This window comes from Streptomyces albidicamelliae (assembly GCF_025642175.1).
GTDB lineage: Bacteria > Actinomycetota > Actinomycetes > Streptomycetales > Streptomycetaceae > Streptomyces > Streptomyces albidocamelliae.
In genome coordinates this window covers 4,137,994-4,155,896 of record NZ_CP106795.1, presented here as the reverse complement: position 1 = coordinate 4,155,896, position 17,903 = coordinate 4,137,994, and the positions used below count along the sequence as shown (strand labels likewise).

General features: G+C 71.9%; 22 protein-coding genes and 1 tRNA gene. 5 read left to right on the top strand and 18 right to left on the bottom strand.

What is annotated here, in order from left to right:
• Window positions 1–12 precede the first annotated feature (12 nt).
• Complete coding sequence (locus N8I86_RS19180; RefSeq protein ID WP_123437405.1) at window positions 13–771, top strand: TetR/AcrR family transcriptional regulator; 759 nt, start codon at window positions 13–15, stop codon at window positions 769–771.
• A gap of 678 nt (window positions 772–1,449) precedes the next feature.
• On the opposite strand, the gene N8I86_RS19175 is transcribed toward N8I86_RS19180, so the two are convergent.
• A complete protein-coding gene (locus tag N8I86_RS19175; protein ID WP_073887065.1) occupies window positions 1,450–1,923 on the bottom strand; it encodes a PPOX class F420-dependent oxidoreductase in 474 nt (157 codons plus the stop codon).
• A 193-nt stretch (window positions 1,924–2,116) separates the two neighbouring features.
• Between N8I86_RS19175 and N8I86_RS19170 the strand changes: the two genes are divergently transcribed.
• The gene (locus N8I86_RS19170) at window positions 2,117–2,812 is read left to right on the top strand and encodes a GAF and ANTAR domain-containing protein (RefSeq protein WP_260148149.1); all 696 of its coding nucleotides are present in this window, start codon (window positions 2,117–2,119) and stop codon (window positions 2,810–2,812) included.
• Here the strand turns inward: N8I86_RS19170 and N8I86_RS19165 are convergent.
• From N8I86_RS19165 to N8I86_RS19155, 3 genes are all read right to left on the bottom strand, one after another.
• Window positions 2,809–3,630: a YceI family protein gene (locus N8I86_RS19165; protein ID WP_263278299.1), complete on the bottom strand. Its 822-nt coding sequence runs from the start codon at window positions 3,628–3,630 to the stop codon at window positions 2,809–2,811. The genes N8I86_RS19170 and N8I86_RS19165 overlap by 4 nt on opposite strands.
• A 103-nt stretch (window positions 3,631–3,733) precedes the next feature.
• Entirely contained in the window at window positions 3,734–6,271 is a 2,538-nt protein-coding gene (locus N8I86_RS19160; RefSeq protein WP_263278298.1) for an MFS transporter, read from the bottom strand.
• Window positions 6,272–6,284: 13 nt separating this feature from the next.
• Window positions 6,285–6,788: a MarR family winged helix-turn-helix transcriptional regulator gene (locus N8I86_RS19155; RefSeq protein WP_073887063.1), complete on the bottom strand. Its 504-nt coding sequence runs from the start codon at window positions 6,786–6,788 to the stop codon at window positions 6,285–6,287.
• Window positions 6,789–6,993: 205 nt separating this feature from the next.
• Between N8I86_RS19155 and N8I86_RS19150 the strand changes: the two genes are divergently transcribed.
• Window positions 6,994–7,188, top strand: a complete 195-nt coding sequence (locus N8I86_RS19150) for a hypothetical protein (RefSeq protein ID WP_073890208.1) — start codon at window positions 6,994–6,996, stop codon at window positions 7,186–7,188.
• Between the two features lie 12 nt (window positions 7,189–7,200).
• Here the strand turns inward: N8I86_RS19150 and N8I86_RS19145 are convergent, their stop codons facing one another.
• From N8I86_RS19145 to N8I86_RS19105, 9 genes are all read right to left on the bottom strand, one after another.
• Window positions 7,201–8,058, bottom strand: coding sequence for an ICP22 family protein (locus N8I86_RS19145; protein WP_263278297.1), 858 nt, complete (start codon window positions 8,056–8,058; stop codon window positions 7,201–7,203).
• Window positions 8,059–8,096: 38 nt separating this feature from the next.
• Window positions 8,097–9,044, bottom strand: a complete 948-nt coding sequence (locus N8I86_RS19140) for an RNA polymerase sigma factor SigF (protein WP_073887061.1) — start codon at window positions 9,042–9,044, stop codon at window positions 8,097–8,099.
• 360 nt (window positions 9,045–9,404) lie between these two features.
• The gene (locus N8I86_RS19135) at window positions 9,405–10,241 is read right to left on the bottom strand and encodes an RNA polymerase sigma factor SigF (protein WP_093696842.1); all 837 of its coding nucleotides are present in this window, start codon (window positions 10,239–10,241) and stop codon (window positions 9,405–9,407) included.
• A gap of 174 nt (window positions 10,242–10,415) precedes the next feature.
• Complete coding sequence (locus N8I86_RS19130) at window positions 10,416–10,709, bottom strand: Dabb family protein (protein WP_073887059.1); 294 nt, start codon at window positions 10,707–10,709, stop codon at window positions 10,416–10,418.
• A 10-nt stretch (window positions 10,710–10,719) separates the two neighbouring features.
• On the bottom strand, window positions 10,720–10,899 hold the full coding sequence (locus N8I86_RS19125) for a hypothetical protein (protein ID WP_073887058.1): 180 nt from the start codon (window positions 10,897–10,899) through the stop codon (window positions 10,720–10,722).
• Window positions 10,900–11,055: 156 nt separating this feature from the next.
• Window positions 11,056–11,140 (bottom strand) — tRNA-Ser (locus N8I86_RS19120).
• Between the two features lie 45 nt (window positions 11,141–11,185).
• Window positions 11,186–11,617, bottom strand: a complete 432-nt coding sequence (tadA, locus tag N8I86_RS19115; protein WP_241840762.1) for a tRNA adenosine(34) deaminase TadA — start codon at window positions 11,615–11,617, stop codon at window positions 11,186–11,188.
• 65 nt (window positions 11,618–11,682) lie between these two features.
• Entirely contained in the window at window positions 11,683–12,225 is a 543-nt protein-coding gene (locus N8I86_RS19110) for a tRNA adenosine deaminase-associated protein (protein ID WP_073887056.1), read from the bottom strand.
• A gap of 325 nt (window positions 12,226–12,550) precedes the next feature.
• Window positions 12,551–12,799, bottom strand: coding sequence for a hypothetical protein (locus N8I86_RS19105; protein WP_073887055.1), 249 nt, complete (start codon window positions 12,797–12,799; stop codon window positions 12,551–12,553).
• 94 nt (window positions 12,800–12,893) lie between these two features.
• Here N8I86_RS19105 and upp point away from each other — a divergent pair, with 94 nt between their 5' ends.
• Window positions 12,894–13,529, top strand: a complete 636-nt coding sequence (gene upp / locus N8I86_RS19100; protein ID WP_073890207.1) for a uracil phosphoribosyltransferase — start codon at window positions 12,894–12,896, stop codon at window positions 13,527–13,529.
• 308 nt (window positions 13,530–13,837) lie between these two features.
• Here upp and N8I86_RS19095 read toward each other — a convergent pair whose 3' ends face one another.
• On the bottom strand, window positions 13,838–14,476 hold the full coding sequence (locus N8I86_RS19095) for a LytR C-terminal domain-containing protein (RefSeq protein ID WP_263278296.1): 639 nt from the start codon (window positions 14,474–14,476) through the stop codon (window positions 13,838–13,840).
• A gap of 98 nt (window positions 14,477–14,574) precedes the next feature.
• Entirely contained in the window at window positions 14,575–14,871 is a 297-nt protein-coding gene (locus tag N8I86_RS19090; RefSeq protein WP_004943146.1) for a type II toxin-antitoxin system VapB family antitoxin, read from the bottom strand.
• 114 nt (window positions 14,872–14,985) lie between these two features.
• On the opposite strand from N8I86_RS19090, the gene N8I86_RS19085 reads away from it, so the two are divergent.
• Complete coding sequence (locus N8I86_RS19085) at window positions 14,986–16,563, top strand: DUF853 domain-containing protein (protein ID WP_263278295.1); 1,578 nt, start codon at window positions 14,986–14,988, stop codon at window positions 16,561–16,563.
• A 22-nt stretch (window positions 16,564–16,585) separates the two neighbouring features.
• Here the strand turns inward: N8I86_RS19085 and N8I86_RS19080 are convergent, their stop codons facing one another.
• The 3 genes from N8I86_RS19080 to N8I86_RS19070 all read right to left on the bottom strand — a co-directional run bounded on the left by N8I86_RS19080 (window position 16,586) and on the right by N8I86_RS19070 (window position 17,871).
• On the bottom strand, window positions 16,586–16,711 hold the full coding sequence (locus N8I86_RS19080) for a hypothetical protein (protein WP_263278294.1): 126 nt from the start codon (window positions 16,709–16,711) through the stop codon (window positions 16,586–16,588).
• Between the two features lie 54 nt (window positions 16,712–16,765).
• A complete protein-coding gene (locus tag N8I86_RS19075) occupies window positions 16,766–17,086 on the bottom strand; it encodes a hypothetical protein (RefSeq protein WP_241840704.1) in 321 nt (106 codons plus the stop codon).
• Between the two features lie 116 nt (window positions 17,087–17,202).
• Window positions 17,203–17,871 (bottom strand): HdeD family acid-resistance protein, encoded by a 669-nt coding sequence (locus N8I86_RS19070; protein WP_073887052.1) that lies wholly within the window; start codon window positions 17,869–17,871, stop codon window positions 17,203–17,205.
• Window positions 17,872–17,903 lie beyond the last annotated feature (32 nt).

Below are 17,903 nucleotides of genomic sequence, written 5' to 3'. Positions count from 1 at the left end.
GAAGGTGCGCCGGTGGCGAAAGCAGCAGGTCGGTCGGCGCGGGCCAGTGTCTGGCTGGAGGGCGGGACCCGCCGGGGCGGGCGCAGCGGGCAGCCCTCGGGACTGGACCGGGAGCGGATCACCGAGGCGTCCGTACGGCTGCTGGACGCCGAGGGGCTGGCCAAGTTCTCCATGCGCCGCCTGGCCGCCGAGCTGAACGTCACCGCGATGTCCCTGTACTGGTACGTCGACACCAAGGACGACCTGCTCGAACTGGCCCTGGACGCGACCTACGGCGAGCTGCGGCTGCCCGACCCCGAGGACACGGAGCAGGACTGGCGGCAGCAGCTGCGGGAGCTGGCCACCGCCTACCGGGGGTTGCTGGTCCGCCACCCCTGGCTGTCCCCGCTGGCCGGGCGTTACCTCAACATCGGTCCGCGGTCGCTCGCGTTCGCCCACGTGATCCAGCGGGTCGTCCGCCGGACCGGGCTGCCCGCGCACGGCGTGACGGGGGCGATCGCGGCCGTCTTCCAGTTCGTCTACGGCTACGGCACGATCGAGAGCCACTTCTCCGCCCGGATCGCGGACACCGGGCTGACCCCCGACGAGTACTTCCGGCAGGCCATGACCGCCGTGTCCGAGGTCCCGGGGACCGCCGCGGTCGTCAAGGAGTCCGCGGACCTCATGGCGGCCCGCGGCGGCGACACCGTCGCCGAGATGCTGGAACGCGACTTCACCTTCGCCCTGGACCTCCTGATCGCGGGCATCGAGGCGATGGTCGCCCGCGGCTGACCACGCCGCCGTCCACCGGCCGCACCGCCGTCCGCCACCGCCCGAGTCGCGAAGGCGCTCACGGCCGACTGCCCGTCACCCCTGGGGCCACGCCGGCGTTGCGGCGCGCCGCTGAGCCGGACGCCCGGTGGGCGGGGCGCCGTCACCGGTCCGTCGCCGGTCGCGCCGGGATGCCGCCCGCGGCCGACTGCCCGCGTCCACCGGCTCGGTGCCTGCCGGCCGCCCGCGGCCGACTGCCTGCGCCGACCGGCCCGTGGCCTGCGAGCCGCCCGTCCCAGGACAGGGCGCGGCAGTGGCGATCACCTGGACCGGGCGCCGGCCCGTGTAGCCACGTGTGCCCGACCGGGGGCCGGGGCCGGTCGTCGGCCCTCCTCCGCCTCGCCGTCCGGGCGGCCGACCGCCTGCGCCGACCGGCCCGTGGCCTGCGAGCCGCCCGTCCCAGGACAGGGCGCGGCAGTGGCGATCACCCGGACCGGGCGCCGGCCCGTGTAGCCACATGAGCCCGACCGGGCGGCCGGGGCCGGGGCCGGTCGTCAGCCCTCCTCCGCCTCGCCGTCCGGGCGGCCGACCGCCTGAGCCCACCGGCCGGGGCCCGGCCCGCCGGCCGCCCTCGGCCGACTGCCCGTCGCCCGCCATCGGACCGCGCCGGGATTCCGCGCCGGAAGCCGAACCAGCCGGCTACGCGTCGTCTCCCGTCAGGCGTGCCGGGAAGCCGCCCGTGGCGATGGGGCCCCAGCGGTCGGGGGTCACCCGGATGATCGACTTGCCCTGCTTGAGCATCGCCCGCCGGTACTCGTCCCAGTCGGGGTGCTCGCCGGCGATGTTGCGGTAGTACTCGACCAGCGGCTCCACCGAGTCCGGGGCGTCGATGACCTCGGCGGTGCCGTCGACCTGAACCCAGGGGCCGTTCCACTCGTCGCTGAGGACGACCAGGGCAACCCGCGAGTCCCGCTTGGCGTTACGGGTCTTGGCGCGCTCGGGGTAGGTCGAGACCACGATCCGGCCCGAGTCGTCGACGCCGCAGGTCAACGGGGAGGCCTGCGGGCCCCCGTCGGCCCGACGGGTGATCAGGAGGGCCCGGTGGCGGGGGCGTACGAAGTCCAGCAGCTCGTCCAGCGATACACGGGTGTTCGTCGCGATGTTCGGTGCCATGGGCGCAGCCTAGGGGCAGCGCCGCGGGTTCGGCCCGACCCTGCTGGGCACAGGTTCACCGCGTCGGTGGATCTCCCGCACCACCGCGTCGGGCGAAGGTCACTTCACCGCAATGGAGCAGCTAAAGTGCTGATGTCCTGTGCTCGCAGTCGGGAATGTGCTGCGGAGCTCTCCTGCGCACGGCCGTACGGCCGTGTCATTCGAGAGGTTCGTGGTGGCTGCGTCCGACTTTTCCGATCTGACCGGATTTCCGGTCGGCCTCGAGCTGGCCGAAGCGCTCACCGCGGCGGCCCATGAGCTGCACGGGACGACCACTCCCGACGCCACCCTGACCACCGCGGTCCGGCTCGCGGTGCACCTGCTGCCCGGCGCCGAGCACGCCGGGGTCTTCGAGATCGAGCGCGGGGACACCCTGCGCACGGTCGCCTGGTCCGACGACGTCGTGCGGGACGCGGGCCACCCGGACCCGCCGTACTGGGAGCGGCTGTGGACCTCGCCGGTGGTGCGCATGGCCGACAGCGGCGGCCCGGACGGTGACCGGCCGGGACTGCGCTCGGTGCTCTCCATGCGGCTGCGGGCCGACAAGCGCCGGATGACCGTGCTGACCGCCTACGCCCGCGAGCCGCACGCCTTCGACGAGCGGACCGCCCGCCTCGGCCGGCTGTTCACCACCCATGTGAGCCTCGCCCTGAACTCGGCTACGGTCCGCGAGCAGTTGACGGAGGCCATGCACACCCGGGACCTGATCGGACAGGCCACGGGCATCCTGATGGAACGCCTCGACATCGACGCGGCGGCGGCCTTCGAGAGCCTGGTCCGTGCCTCCCAGCGGGAGAACGTCAAGCTGCGCGACCTGGCCCGCCGCATCGTGGGGTCGAGCGAGAACTAGGCGGTGGGCAGGAACTCGCCCTGGACCGCCTGGATGTCCAGCTCGATCCGCAGCGTGGTGCCGATGGCGGCGATGCCGGCCTGGAGGACCTGGTTGTAGTTCATCGCGAAGTCCTCGCGGCGCAGTTCGGCCGTGGCGCGGAAGGCGGCCCGGGTGCCGCCCCACGGGTCGGCGCCGGTGCCGAGGTAGGCCAGGTCCAGGTCGACCGGGCGGACCACGCCGTGCATGGACAGCTCGCCGTGCACGGTCCAGCGGTCCGGGCCGGCCGCGGTCACGCCGGTCGAGCGGTAGGTGATCTCCGGGTGCCGCTCCACGTCGAGGAAGTCCGCGGACCTCAGGTGCGTGTCGCGCATGCCGTTGCCCGTGTCGACCGAGGCCGCGCGGATCACCGCCGCCACCCGGGACCTGGTGACGTCGTCCGGCGCGATCTCGATGGTGCCGCCGAACTCGGTGAACCGGCCGTGCACGCTGGAGATCCCCAGGTGCTGGGCGACCGCGGCGACGGAGGAGTGCACCGGGTCGATCGTCCAGGGGCCGGGCGGCGGCAGTTCCGTGCCGCCCTGCCGGGCCAGCGTGACCGTGCCGACCTCGGCCCGGCCGCTCGCGGTGACGATCGCACTGGACGCGGCGGGCGCGTAGCCGACGGCCGTCACGATCACGGTGTACGCCCCCGGTGCCAGCTCGGTCGTGTCCCGTACGGCGCCCTCGGCGTCCGTCTCGGCCCGCAGCACCTGCGTGCCGGTCATGTCGGTCACCGTGACGACCCCGTGCGACACGGCCCACCCGTCCCGCGTACGGATCTTCGCGGTCAGTCCCATCCCGTTTTCTCCCTGCAAAGCATTACAAAATGGTCGTATGAAATCGGCCCGTGGCACACGCCGCAGCTTTCAGGAGCGGCGCGTGCCACGGGCCGTGGCCGAACTACTCGCCGGGGTGGGCGAGTTCGATGTCGTGGCCGTCGACTCCGGGGCCGGCGACGGTCAGGGCCGTGGCCACCGGCGGGTAGCCCGTCGCGATGACCGTGTACTCGCCGCCGTTGAGGTCGGTGAAGGCGTACGCACCGTCGGAACCGGTGGTGGCCGTGCCGACCACGTTGCCCGCCTGGTCGACCAGGGTCACCCGCGCGTCGGCCAGCGGACCGTGCGGGGCCCGCACGACACCCTGCAGCCGGGCACCGGCGTCCAGGTCCACCTCGATCCGGGTGACGCCGGTGGCGCCGACCTCGACCGGCAGCGCACGCGGGCGGAAGCCGCTCGCGTTGACGGCGACGGTCATCGTGCCGGGCACCAGGTCGGTGAGGGCGAACTCGCCCTGTTCCCCGGTGGCGGCGGTGGCCAGCAGGTCACCGCGCACGTCGGTGACGATCACCATGGCGTCCTTGACCGGCAGCGCGCTGCCCGCGGCCCGGACCACACCGGTCAGCCCGCTGGTGCCGCTGAGCAGGATGTCGTACGCCAGCGGCTCCTCGCCCACCACGATGGTGGAGGCCTGCGGCTGGTAGCCGTCGGCGGAGGCGATCAGGACGTAGCTGCCCGTGCCCGGGGCGGGCACCGCGTAGGAACCGTCGGCCTGGGCGACCGAGCGGCCCAGCTGCCGGCCGGACAGCGAGATCAGCGTGACCGCGGCCTGCGGGACCGGGGCGCTCTCGGCGCCGCGGACGAAGCCGTGCACCGGGGTGCCGCCGGCACCGCCGGGCTCGGCGGCCGTGGCGACGGCCGACAGCTGCCGGGTGGCCGTGGCGACGGCCGTGCCGTCGGTGCCCTCGGACAGCGGGGCTGCGGCCACGGCGACCGGGATCCGCTCGGTGGCCTGGGCCTCGGCGACGACCGGAGCGGCGGCCGGGTCGGCCACCACGGGGGCCTCGCCGTCGGCGGCCTGGGCGAGCCCGCCCAGGGTCCGCAGCGGGACCTCCTTGATGAACAGCGTGATCAGGAAGGCGAGCGCGGCGAGGGCGGCCGCGATCAGGAAGACGTCGGCGATGCCGTGGCCGTAGGCGCTCTCCAGCAGCGTCCGGATGGGCTTCGGCAGCGCGTCCATGTCCGGGATGCTGTCCGTGGAGCCCGAACCGCCGGCCAGGGCCTTCTGGTACTTGGGGCTCAGCGCGGAGACGCCGTCCTGGACGTAGTGCGTGATCCGGCGGGACATCACCGCGCCGAGGGCGGAGACGCCGACCGCACCGCCGAGGGAGCGGAAGAAGGTCACCGTGGAGCTGGCCGCGCCGAGGTCGGACGGCGCCACCTGGTTCTGCGTGGCGAGGACCAGGTTCTGCATCATCATGCCGATGCCGAGACCCAGCAGGGCCATGAAGATGGCCATCTTCCAGTAGTCCGTGTCGTACCGGATGCCGCCGAGCAGCGCCAGACCGGCCGTCACCAGCACGCCACCGCTGACCAGCCAGGCCTTCCAGCGGCCGGTGCGGGTGATGAACTGACCCGAGACGGTGGAGGAGACGAACAGACCGCCGATCATCGGGATGGTCAGGACGCCGGACATCGTCGGGGACTTGTCGCGGGCCAGCTGGAAGTACTGGCTGAAGAACACCGTGCCGGTGAACATCGCGACACCGACGAACAGCGAGGCCAGCGAGGCCAGCGTGATGGTGCGGTTGCGGAACAGGCGCAGCGGGATGATCGGCTCGCTGGCCTTCGCCTCGATGAGGACGAAGATCGCGCCGAGCACGACCGAACCGCCGACCATCGCGTACGTCTGCCAGGACACCCAGTCGTACTTGTCACCGGCGAAGGTGACCCAGACGAGGAGCAGGGAGACGGCGGCGGAGATGAAGGTCGCGCCGGCCCAGTCGACCTTGACCTCGCGCTTGACCACGGGCAGGTGCAGGGTCTTCTGCAGGACGATCAGCGCGATGACCGCGAAGGGGACACCGACGTAGAAGCACCAGCGCCAGCCCAGCCAGGAGGTGTCGGTGATGACACCGCCGAGCAGCGGGCCGCCGACGGTGGCGACGGCGAACGTGGCGCCCAGGTAGCCGGAGTAACGGCCGCGCTCACGCGGGGAGATCATCGCCGCCATGACGATCTGGGCGAGGGCCGACAGACCGCCCACGCCGATGCCCTGCACCACACGGCAGGCGATCAGCATGCCGGGGTTCTGGGACAGGCCGGCCGCCATCGAGGCGACCACGTAGATGACGAGGGCTATCTGGACGAGAGCCTTCTTGCTGTACAGGTCGGCGAGCTTGCCCCACAGGGGAGTGGCCGCGGTCATCGAGAGCAGGGCGGCGGTGACGACCCAGGTGTAGGCGGACTGGCCGCCGCCGAGGTCTCCGATGATGTGCGGCAGCGCGTTGGAGACGATCGTGGACGACAGGATCGCCACGAACATGCCGAGCAGCAGCCCGGACAGTGCCTCCATGATCTGCCGGTGGGTCATCGGGGCGTGACCCGAGCCTCCCCCGTGCTTGGCGTGGGCCCGCACACCGGCTGGTGTGGTCGTTGCCATGGGCTTCCTTCTCTTACGTGCTTGCGGGTGTACGGGTGGTCTCTTCGAATGCGGGGGCCGTGGCGGACGTGTGCCGCAGCGGGACGGACCGGCAGTCGCCGAAGGACGCGCGCAGGCGCGTCATCAGCCGGATCAGCTGGCCGACCTCCTCGTCGGTCCAGTCCGCCAGCCGTTCGGCGAGCAGGTGCGTGGTCCGCCGGGACAGCTCGTCCAGCTGCTCGACGCCCTCGGGCGTCAGGTGCAGGATGCGCGAGCGCTTGTCCGCGGGGTCCGGGTGCCGCTCGATCCAGCCGCGTGCGGCGACGTGCGCCACATGCCGGCTGGTGACCGACATGTCCACCGCGAGCAGCTCCGCGAGCTTGCTCATGCGCATGTCGCCATGGCGGCCGAGCAGGGTCAGCACGGCGGCCGAGCCGGTCGGGCAGTCGGGCGGCAGGATCCGCCCCATGTCCCTCTTCACGGCTCCGACGGCGCTGAGCTGACGCGCCAGCTCTTCGAACTGCGCCGGCTCGGCCATCACACCTCCCGTATTCGTTGCTTGGGGCAACCATAGACGTGTTTGGTTGCTGCAGGCAAACAAGTGGGGATGGGGCGGCGCAAAAACTTGGCAAAGGCAAGTATTGCGAGTGTAAATATGCAGGTGATGGCGGGTGGGGTGCCCCCCTCTGTCCCGGTGGCCCCGCACTTGGGTCGCTCAGCCGAATTCGCTAGTGTCTCGGGCCATGGCTAACACCCAGGGCCCTCAGGGCAATTACGACCCCGCCGGCAGCACCCAGATGTTCCGCGCGTTCGTCGACGAGACTCCCCAGGGCCGGCAGCAGCAGGCGGCTCCCTCGGGCCCCCGCGTCGGCCTGATCATCGGCATCGTGGTGGCGCTCGTCGTGGTGGCGGGCGTCGCCTGGCTGGCGTTCAAGTAGGACCCGCGGTCGCTACCGCCACCGGACGGTGACGTCCCGCGTCTCGATGTGCATGCCGAGCGGCACGCGCCAGGCGTCGACGCACACCGTCCAGGTGTGGTCCGTGCGCGCCCCCGGCCCGATCGGCGCCGGCAGGTCCTCGGTCGACTCGACCGTCCCCCAGTCGATGCCGAGTCCGCCGATGATGTGCGTCCCGAACGTCACCGAGCCGGAACGCACCGCCGTGCCGCCAGAGTTGTGGAAGCCGACGGTCACCTTCTGGCACCAGCGCTGGTCCGCGTCCGCCGTCGCGGGGTCGCCCCAGGAGAGGTCGGCCGGGGACGGCCGCGGGGCGGAGGTACGGCTCGGGGACGGGTCCGGGGCGTGAGTCGTCGGGCCGGGTGCCGGTGTCGCCCGGCCGGTCCCGTCGCCCGTGTGACCGGTCCGGCCGGTGTCGTCGGCCGGGTGTGAGGCGTCGGCGTCGCTTCCGGACCCCGGTGTGCCGTCCCGGGCGGGCTCCTGGGGGCCACCCGTCGTGCCCCGGTCGCCTGCCGGACCCGAACCGGCCGTGCGCGGGACCCTGCCGTCCCCGGCGCCCTTGCCGCCCTCGTCCCTCCCGTCGCCCTGCCGGCCGCCCGTGCCCTCGCCGTTCTCCCCGTCGAGGGGGACCAGCGTCACCGACCCGGTCGGGGTGCCGGTGCCCGGACCGGTGCCGTCGCCCGCGCCGACCGCGGCATAGCCGCCGCCCGGACCGCCGCCCGCGCACGAGGCCAGGACCCCGCCCAGACAGAGGGCGGCCGCCGAAGCCGCCGTAACGGCGCCCCGGCGGCCACGGTTCCCTCTCGGACACGCCCTGTCCGTGGCCCTGCCCGACCCTGTCGCTCGCAGCATCGAGCCAGTGTGGCTGACGGACCGTCAGAACAGAACCCTCAGTCGGAGATCAGTCCTTCGCGCAGCTGGGACAGGGTCCGGGTGAGGAGCCGGGAGACGTGCATCTGGGAGATGCCGACCTCCTCGCCGATCTGCGACTGGGTCATGTTGGCGAAGAAGCGCAGCATGATGATCCGGCGCTCCCGGGGCGGCAGCTTGGCCAGCAGCGGCTTGAGGGACTCGCGGTACTCCACGCCCTCCAGCGCGGTGTCCTCGTAGCCGAGCCGGTCGGCCAGGGAGCCCTCGCCGCCGTCGTCCTCGGGGGCCGGGGAGTCCAGGGAGGAGGCGGTGTAGGCGTTGCCGACCGCGAGGCCGTCGACCACGTCCTCCTCGGAGACGCCGAGCACCGCGGCCAGCTCGGTCACCGTCGGGGACCGGTCCAGCTTCTGCGACAGCTCGTCGCTCGCCTTGGTGAGGGCGAGGCGCAGCTCCTGGAGCCGGCGCGGGACCCGCACCGACCACGAGGTGTCGCGGAAGAAGCGCTTGATCTCGCCGACCACCGTCGGCATCGCGAACGTCGGGAACTCCACGCCCCGTTCGCAGTCGAAGCGGTCGATCGCCTTGATCAGGCCGATGGTGCCGACCTGGACGATGTCCTCCATCGGCTCGTTGCGGGAGCGGAAGCGCGCGGCCGCGTAGCGGACCAGCGGCAGGTTCAGCTCGATCAGGGTGTCCCGGACGTAGGCCCGTTCCGGGCTGTCCTCGTCCAGGGCGGCGAGCCGCAGGAACAGGGAGCGGGACAGGGTGCGGGTGTCGATGTCCCCCGAGGCCGGCAGGGCCGGGGCGGTCTCCTCGGGAGCGGCGGAGGGAACGGCCGTGGCCGGCGCGGCGTCGAGAGCCGGTACGCCTCCGAGGCCGTCGAGGACGTCGAGAGTGTCGAGCTCCTTGGGCGCTGCCTCACTCGTCGTCGGCGTAAGCACCTTCGAGCTGCCCTTGTCTGCGGACATGCCACCCCCTTTGGGTCGCGGGACGGTCGCGGCGGTGCTGCCTTTCGAGCAACGCAGCCTTCACCTGAATACCGGAGCCGGAGCCCCGGCAAACGCTCTTCCCGCAGAATGTCACATGTCGGCAACGCGCTGTAGTGACATGTCGACACCTGAGTGACGAATCGGCCCTGGAAAGAAGGGGTCTGACGGCTTTTCGGGACACAACTGTCGGCAACAGCCCTGGTGAGCGATTCGCTCGTGCCGGTTACCACTCGCTCGGGTTTGCGATGCAGTGCTGTTCGGGCCGTGCTCCCGTGCGCCCCGCCATGCACCGGCCGAACACCCGCCGTGCATCGGTCCGACGGCGACGGACTCCGCGGCCTATGCGTCGATGCGATTCGCCGAGCGGAGGCGCTGGAAGCTGCGGGCGAGCAACCGCGAGACGTGCATCTGGGAGACGCCGAGTTCCGCGCTGATCTGCGACTGGGTGAGATTGCTGTAGTAGCGCAGCAGAAGGATGCGCTGTTCCCGTTCGGGGAGTTGGACCAGGAGATGCCGGACCAGATCGCGGTGCTCCACGCCGTCCAGGGCGGGGTCCTCGTAGCCGATGCGGTCCAGCAGTCCGGGCAGTCCGTCACCCTCCTGCGCGGCCTCCAGGGAGGTGGCGTGGTACGAGCGTCCCGCCTCGATGCAGGACAGCACCTCCTCCTCGCTGATGCGGAGCCGCTCGGCGATCTCGGCGGTCGACGGCGAGCGCCCGAAGGCCGTGGTGAGGTCCTCGGTGGCGCTGTTGACCTGTACCCACAGCTCGTGCAGCCGGCGCGGGACGTGGACGGTGCGGACGTTGTCGCGGAAGTACCGCTTGATCTCGCCGACGACGGTCGGCATGGCGAAGGTCGGGAACTGCACGCCCCGGTCCGGGTCGAAGCGGTCGATGGCGTTGATCAGGCCGATGGTGCCGACCTGGACGACGTCCTCCATCGGCTCGTTGCGGGAGCGGAAGCGGGCGGCCGCGTAGCGCACGAGCGGGAGGTTCGCCTCGATCAGCGCCCCCCGTACCCGGTCGTGCTCCGGCGTGCCCGGCTCCAGTTCCTTCAGCTCGCCGAAGAGCACCTGGGTGAGGGCACGGGTGTCGGCGCCACGGCGCTTCTCGGGAGCCGGAGGCGCCTCAGCGGGCGCCTCCTCCTGGGGCGGCGCAGTACTGGCCGACACGGTCAACGCCACCTCTTCATCGGTCAATCATCCGTCAAAAGCGGTCATAGCATCACAAGACATGTGCACTGTGTGCAAGCACCGCATAACGCCGTGTTGTGGGTAAACTCCGACAAGTTGAGGGGCTGGACACGCGAAAGCCCCCCGCCGGTACGGCGGGGGGCTGCTGCTTGGAAGAGGTCAGAATTCGTAGTCGGCCATCACCCACGTGGCGAACTCGCGCCACAGCGCGACGCCCGCCTGGTGGGCCGGGTGCTCCAGGTACCGCTTGAGGGCGTCCGGGTCCTCGACGGCCGAGTTGATCGCGAAGTCGTAGGCGATCGGCCGGTCGCTGATGTTCCAGCCGCACTCCCAGAAGCGCAGCTCCTCGATCTGCCCGCCGAGGGCCCGGAAGGCCTCCACGCCCGCGACGACCCGCGGATCGTCGCGCTCGACGCCCTCGTTGAGCCTGAAGAGGACCAGGTGGCGGATCATGGGGATTACCTCAGCTCTTTCCTCCGTTGGCGACCCACGTCATGAAGTCGCCGATGGCCTTCGCCGCGTCCGAAATACCCTCGAAGCCTATCTGGACGTAGTCGGCCGCCTTGGCCGGGTCCGTGATGATCAAGTACAGCGCGAAGACCACGAGCACGTACACGGCGATCTTCTTGGCGTTCACCGCCACCGCGGCCTCCCCTGTCCCTCTGTCCCGTAGGCCCTGCTGCCGGCGGCGAGTGTAACCTTCACGCCTTTTCCGGGGGCCAACCGCCCGCCGTCCCGGGCTTCTTGTCCGCCCGGAACGCGGAAAGGGCCCCGTCTCGCGACGGGGCCCTTTTTCCAGCGGTAGCGGAGGGATTTGAACCCTCGGTGACTTGCGCCACACTCGCTTTCGAGGCGAGCTCCTTCGGCCGCTCGGACACGCTACCGAGGGAGACCCTACAGCACGGTGGGGCGTGGTCAGAAATCGGTATTCAGCGGTCCCGGAAAAACTCGGTGAGGAGCCGGGAGCAGTCGGCCGCGAGAACGCCTTCGACGACCTCCGGCCGGTGATTGAGCCGACGGTCGCGGATCACGTCCCACAGGGAGCCGGCCGCGCCCGCCTTCTCGTCCCGGGCGCCGTAGACGACCCGGTCCACCCGGGACTGGACGAGCGCGCCCGCGCACATCGTGCACGGCTCCAGGGTGACCACCAGCGTGCAACCGGTCAGCCGCCACTCCCCGAGCCGGGCGGCGGCCCGCCGGATCGCGAGGACCTCCGCGTGGGCCGTGGGATCGCCGGTGGCCTCGCGCTCGTTGTGCCCGGCACCCAGCACCGTCCCGCCGTCCGGGGACAGCAGAACGGCGCCCACGGGCACGTCCCCGCCCCGGACGGCCCGTTCGGCCTCGTCCAGGGCGAGTCGCATCGCGGGGTGCCAGGGGTCGCGCACGGGGTCCGGTGGGCCGGTCGTGACGTGGGCGTCCCGGCCGGTCAGCGGACGGTCTCCAGCACCTCCGAGGCGCCCAGCGCCTCGGCGATGGTGCTCAGCGCGTCCTCGGCGTCCAGGATGCGCAGCTCCTTCTCGCCGATCCCGAGATCGTCGAGGATCTGGCTGTCGCCCACGGGGCTGTGCGGCACCGCGTCGCCGCCGCCGCCCTCCTCCTCCTCGTCGTCGTCGTTCTCCTCGGACTCGCCGTCCTCGGTGCCGTCGAGGTCCAGGGCGTCCAGGTCCGGGCCGTCGTCGGCGCCGGGCTCCCGGCCCAGCAGTTCGTCGGTGAGCAGCAGCTCACCGTACGCGCTGCGCTGGGCGGCGGCGGCGTCCGAGACGTAGATGCGAGGGTCGTCCTCGCCGTCCACGCGGACGACGCCGAACCAGGCGTCCTCCTGCTCGATCAGGACGAGCACCGTGTCCTCGTCGGGAGAGGCTTCCCGGGCCAGGTCGGCCAGATCCGACAGGGTCTCCACATCGTCGAGCTCTGTGTCGCTCGCTTCCCACCCGTCTTCGGTGCGCGCGAGCAGTGCGGCGAAGTACACCGTGACTCTCCCACTGGTCATAGGCGTGCCGGTTGGGGGTCCCCCCGGCGGAGGTACGTGGGTGGAGAGAGCCTGGGCTCCGAGCCCCACCCACTCGGAATCGTGGCAGAAACAAGGCGTTCAGGGGACGTCTTCGGCTCCCTGTGTCTGGCTGTTTCGATCGTGGATCGGTCATCGACTCAGCAGCGCGCTCGTTGCCGCCACCTGCGGATCGTACGCGGCTTTGCGAAGCGCTCACGCACGCCCCGCCTCGGAAACGTCGGCGCGGGCCGGGATCTTCCGCGGCGCCAACTCCCTTACCGGGTCCAGCTCACGGCTTTCCTCCCTACCAGCGGAACGTCCGCATGCGCATCGCGTGGCGCAGGCGCGCGGCCTTGGCGCGTCGCGGCTGGACCCGGGCGCGCAGCTCACGGGCCTCGGCGAGATCACGGAGGAACTGGGCGCGCCGGCGCCGGCGCTCGGCGTCCGTCTCGGGTGCCGTGCGATCGCGGACCCGGGCGCCGGGTGTCGCGGGCGCGGCCGAGTCCGTGGTGTTCCCGGGCGCGTCCTCGGGAAGATCAGGCAGATCAGGCACGTCACACCACCCCAGTCCGTCCCTCCCACTTTCCCCCTTACGGGCGGTTTGACGCCAGCACGATGGAGCGCGGGGCGCAGGTACCGTTATGGGCATGCGTCTCCACGTCGTCGACCACCCCCTGGTCGCCCACAAGCTCACCACGCTGCGCGACCAGCGCACGGACTCTCCCACCTTCCGCAGGCTGGCCGACGAACTCGTCACCCTGCTCGCCTACGAGGCCACGCGGGACGTGCGCACCGAGGCGGTCGACATCGAGACCCCCGTGGCCAGGACCACCGGGGTCAAGCTCGCCCGGCCGCGTCCGCTGGTCGTGCCGATCCTGCGGGCCGGTCTCGGCATGCTGGACGGCATGGTGCGGCTGCTGCCGACGGCCGAGGTGGGCTTCCTGGGCATGATCCGCAACGAGGAGACCCTGGAGGCCTCCACGTACGCGACGCGCATGCCCGAGGACCTCTCCGGCCGCCAGGTGTACGTCCTTGACCCGATGCTGGCCACCGGCGGCACGCTGGTCGCGGCGATCCGGGAGCTGATCAAGCGCGGTGCCGACGACGTGACGGCCGTGGTCCTGCTCGCCGCCCCCGAGGGCGTCGAGGTCATGGAGCGCGAGCTGGCGGGCACCCCGGTGACGGTCGTGACGGCGGCGGTGGACGACCACCTCAACGAGCACGGCTACATCATCCCGGGCCTCGGCGACGCAGGCGACCGCCTGTACGGCGCAGCCGAGTAACGACCGGCGCCCCGCAAGGGGCGCGTGTCCCGTCCCGTATCAAAAGAACGACGCCCAGGGCGCCCCGTCAGGGGCGCGGGGAACTGCGCGAACAGCCACGACGGACCGGCGGCGGAAGTACGACGCCCAGGGGCGCCTCGTAAGGGGCGCGGGGAACTGCGCGAACAGCCACAACGGGCCGGCACTCAAGTGAAGACGGCTCCCCCGGCCAGGGGCCCCGCAGGGAGCCGCGGGGAACTGCGCGCCCAGCCCGACGGACCGGCACTCGATGAAACGGCGCGCGGCTCCCCGTCCAAGCCCCGCAGGGCTCAGCAGGCCTTCTTCGGCCGATCCGCCGAAGCCGCGGGAGCGGTCAGCGCCGTCAGCGCCTGCTGCGCCGCCGCCGGCTTGGCCAGCCCCTTGAACGCGTCCCCGATGATCAGGTCGAGGACGGCACCCTTGCGCCCCGCGTCCGTGCGGCGCTCGGCGTCGGCGAGCTGCGTGGCGAGCACCGGCAGCGAGGTGCTCTGCGCGGTGATGGGGCCGAGGAGCATCCCCGTGCCCTTGATCTTCTTGTCGAACTCCTTCGCCGCGTTGCCCACGTCACCGATCTTGAAGCCGCGCTTCTTCAGCTCGTCCGCGGTCTTCTTGGCGAGCCCGCCGCGGGTGGTGGCGTTGTAGACGTTCACGGTGATCGCGCCCGGGGCGGGCACGTCCTTCACCCGGGCCTCCGCGGCGGCCTTGGTCCGGCACTCCGTCTTCGCACCGGACGCCGCGGCCTTCTTGCCGCCGCCGGTGAAGACGTCGATGAGCTGCAGGGTGCCCCAGCCGACCAGGCCGAGCACCGCGACGGACGCCACCACGGCGGCCACGAGCCTGGCCCGGCGCCGGGGAGGGCGCATCCGAGGGTATTTGTCCCCCGTGATCCGGTACTTGCCGCCCATGCCGGGGGGCGTCAGCATGCTCATGGGCGCAGCGTAGTGCGCCCGAGCGGCGATGCCTATTAGATGATCAGTCGATGCCGCTCAGCGGAACCCGAAAGGGCCAACGGCCGTGTCGCGCCGCGTCAGTCGAGTTCGAGCACGCGCGCGTGCAGCACCTGGCGTTGCTGGAGGGCCGCACGGACCGCGCGGTGCAGGCCGTCCTCCAGGTACAGGTCGCCCTGCCACTTGACGACGTGCGCGAAGAGGTCGCCGTAGAACGTCGAGTCCTCCGCCAGCAGTGTCTCCAGGTCGAGCTGCTGCTTGGTGGTCACGAGCTGATCGAGGCGGACCGGGCGCGGCGCGACGTCCGCCCACTGCCGGGTGCTTTCCCGGCCGTGGTCGGGGTACGGCCGGCCGTTTCCGATGCGCTTGAAGATCACACGGAAAGCCTACCGGTCAAGACGTTCCGGGCGCAGCCATGGCGGCGGAGTGCGACGCTTGAAAAGGTGCCGCAAAACGGCCAAACGGGCTACTACCGGGAACTGGGGCCTGCGATGAGTGACAGCGAGACCGCTCCGCCCGCCGCCCCCGAGGGGGCCGACGCCCTCCCCGAGGAGGCGCGGAAGATCGCCTCCGGCTACGCGTTCACCGGCCCCGCCCTCGACCTGGGCGCCCTGTTGTGGGACGGGCGGTGCCACCCCGGCGCGCCGGTCCGCATCCCGCTGCCCATGCTCAACCGGCACGGTCTGGTCGCGGGCGCCACCGGCACCGGCAAGACCAAGACCCTCCAGCTGATCGCGGAGCAGCTGTCGGCGCAGGGCGTGCCGGTGTTCCTCGCGGACATCAAGGGGGACCTGTCCGGCATCGCGCGGCCGGGGCAGGACGGCGACCGGGTCCACAAGCGGTCCGGCGAGGTCGGCCAGGAGTGGGCCCCGGCCGCCTTCCCGGCGGAGTTCCTCGCGCTCGGCGGCCTCGGTCACGGCATCCCGGTGCGCGCCACGGTCACCAGCTTCGGCCCGGTGCTGCTGGCCAAGGTGCTGCGCCTCAACCAGACCCAGGAGCAGTCCCTCGGCCTGATCTTCCACTACGCCGACACCAAGGGCCTGGAGCTGGTCGACCTCAAGGACCTGCGGGCGGTCGTCGCCTTCCTCACCTCCGACGAGGGCCGGGCCGAGCTGAAGGACATCGGCGGTCTGTCGAAGGCGACGGCCGGGGTGATCCTGCGTTCCCTGACCGCGTTCGAGACGCAGGGCATGGCGGACTTCTTCGGTGAGCCGGAGTTCGACACGGCCGGCTTCCTGCGTACGGCCGAGGACGGCCGGGGTGTCGTCTCCGTCCTCGAACTCGCGGCCGTGCAGGACAGGCCGCAGCTGTTCTCGACGTTCCTGATGTGGCTGCTGGCCGACCTCTTCCACGACCTGCCCGAGATCGGCGACACCGACAGACCGCGGCTGGTCTTCTTCTTCGACGAGGCGCATCTGCTGTTCGACGACGCCTCCAGGGCGTTCCTGGACTCGATCACCCAGACCGTGCGGCTGATCCGTTCCAAGGGCGTCGGCGTCTTCTTCGTCACCCAGACCCCGAAGGACGTGCCCGCCGACGTCCTCGGCCAGCTCGGCAACCGCGTCCAGCACGCCCTGCGCGCCTTCACGCCCGATGACCAGAAGGCGCTGAAGGCCACCGTGCAGACCTTCCCCAGGTCGGCGTACGACCTGGAGGAGCTGCTCACCGGTCTGGGCACCGGCGAGGCCGTGGTGACGGTCCTCAGCGAGAACGGCGCCCCCACCCCGGTCGCCGCCACCCGGCTGCGCGCCCCGGAGTCCCTGATGGGACCGGTGGACACCGACGAACTGGACCGGGCGGTCCGCGCGTCCTCGCTCCACGGCCGTTATGCACAGGCTGTGGACCGGGAGTCGGCGTTCGAGCGGCTGAGCGCACGGCCGGCGCCGGCCGAGGCCGCGGCGTCCACGCCCGCACCTGCGAAAGCTCCGAAGGCCCCGAAGGAGGAGCCGTCGCTGGTCGAGCAGGTGGTGGGCAGCGGGATGTTCAAGTCCCTGGCCCGTTCCGTCGGCACGCAGATCGGCCGTGAGATCACCCGCTCCCTGTTCGGCACGGCCCGGCGGAGGCGGTAGCCCGCCCCCGCCGGGCGCGGTTTCAGCGGTCCCGCTGCTCGCGTGGCCGCTGGGCCTCCGGCCGCCGCTGGTCCGGCTTGGCCGTGGCGGTGCGCCTGGCCTCGGCGCGCAGCAGGGCGCGCAGGACGGCGTAGGGATCCATGGGCATGACGGTGCTGCTCCTTGCGTCGAGCCGACTGACCTGTGCGGGGGCGCGGGTCTGTCAGCAGCGCAGGACCACCGTGCGCAGCAGGCACGGGGCGTACGGCGTCCCCGGCGCCGGGTGGCGCACGGGTGCGGCGGGCCGGGCGGGCGCCGGGTCGGGCAGGGGCGCGGGACGTTCGGGCACGTCGGCCCGGTGGACGGCGCGGGCCGGCGGCCGCAGCGCCGTGTCGAGGACCTCGTGCTCGGCGGTCTCGGCGGCCGCGGTGAACGACGGCGCCGCCAGGGCCTGCACATGGGCGCCGGGCACCCACAGGGCGAGAAGCAGCACGAGCACCCGCAGCCGGGCACGGCCTCCGGGGGTGTTCGCGGTCCTGCTCACACCGGGTGTCTCCCCGGTACGGAGGGGGAGCGCAGCACCTCGTGCGCCGGATTCGCTGGCTCGGCGTACCGGCGGGGCGCCCGGTTGACGCGGGCGGAGGGCGTGGGACCGGCCGGTCACACGTTCTGCGGCACCTGCCGGGCGACCGAGCGGATGCGGAACGCCGTGACGATCTCGACGAGGCCCACCGCGATCAGCCAGATGCCGCCGACGAGGGTGAGCACGGCGACGGACTCGAAGGGCGAGACGATGAGCACGACGCCCGCGAGGAAGGTGACGATCCCGAGGAAGATCTGCCAGCCGCGGGCCGGCATCCGGGAGTCGTGGGCGGCGGCCAGGGTCTGGGTGATGCCGCGGATGAGCCAGCCGATGCCGATCCACAGGGCGAGCAGCAGGATCGACTCCATGGGGCCGCGGAAGCAGAACAGGCCGAGCAGGATCGACAGGGCACCGCTGACGAAGGCCAGCACGCGCAGGGACGTCGTCCGGTGTGTGCCGAAGGCGGCCGCCAGCTGGAAGACTCCGCTGATCAGCAGGTAGAGGCCGAAGAGGACACCGGCCGCTAGCAGGGAGGGTCCGGGCCAGATCAGCACCAGGATCCCGAGGATCAGGGAGACGATGCCGGTCAGCAGGACGACCTGCCAGGCGGCCTGCGACAGGGCGTGGAGGGGGCCCTCGAACGCCGGCTCGGGCTCATGGCGGGCGCCGGGCGGGTGGGCCGCGTGGACGTGCCGGTCGTCGTACTCGCGACCCCATCCGGGGCCGCTGTTGGGTGCCTCGGTCATGGTCCATGCTGCGAACGCGTGACGGCGTTCCG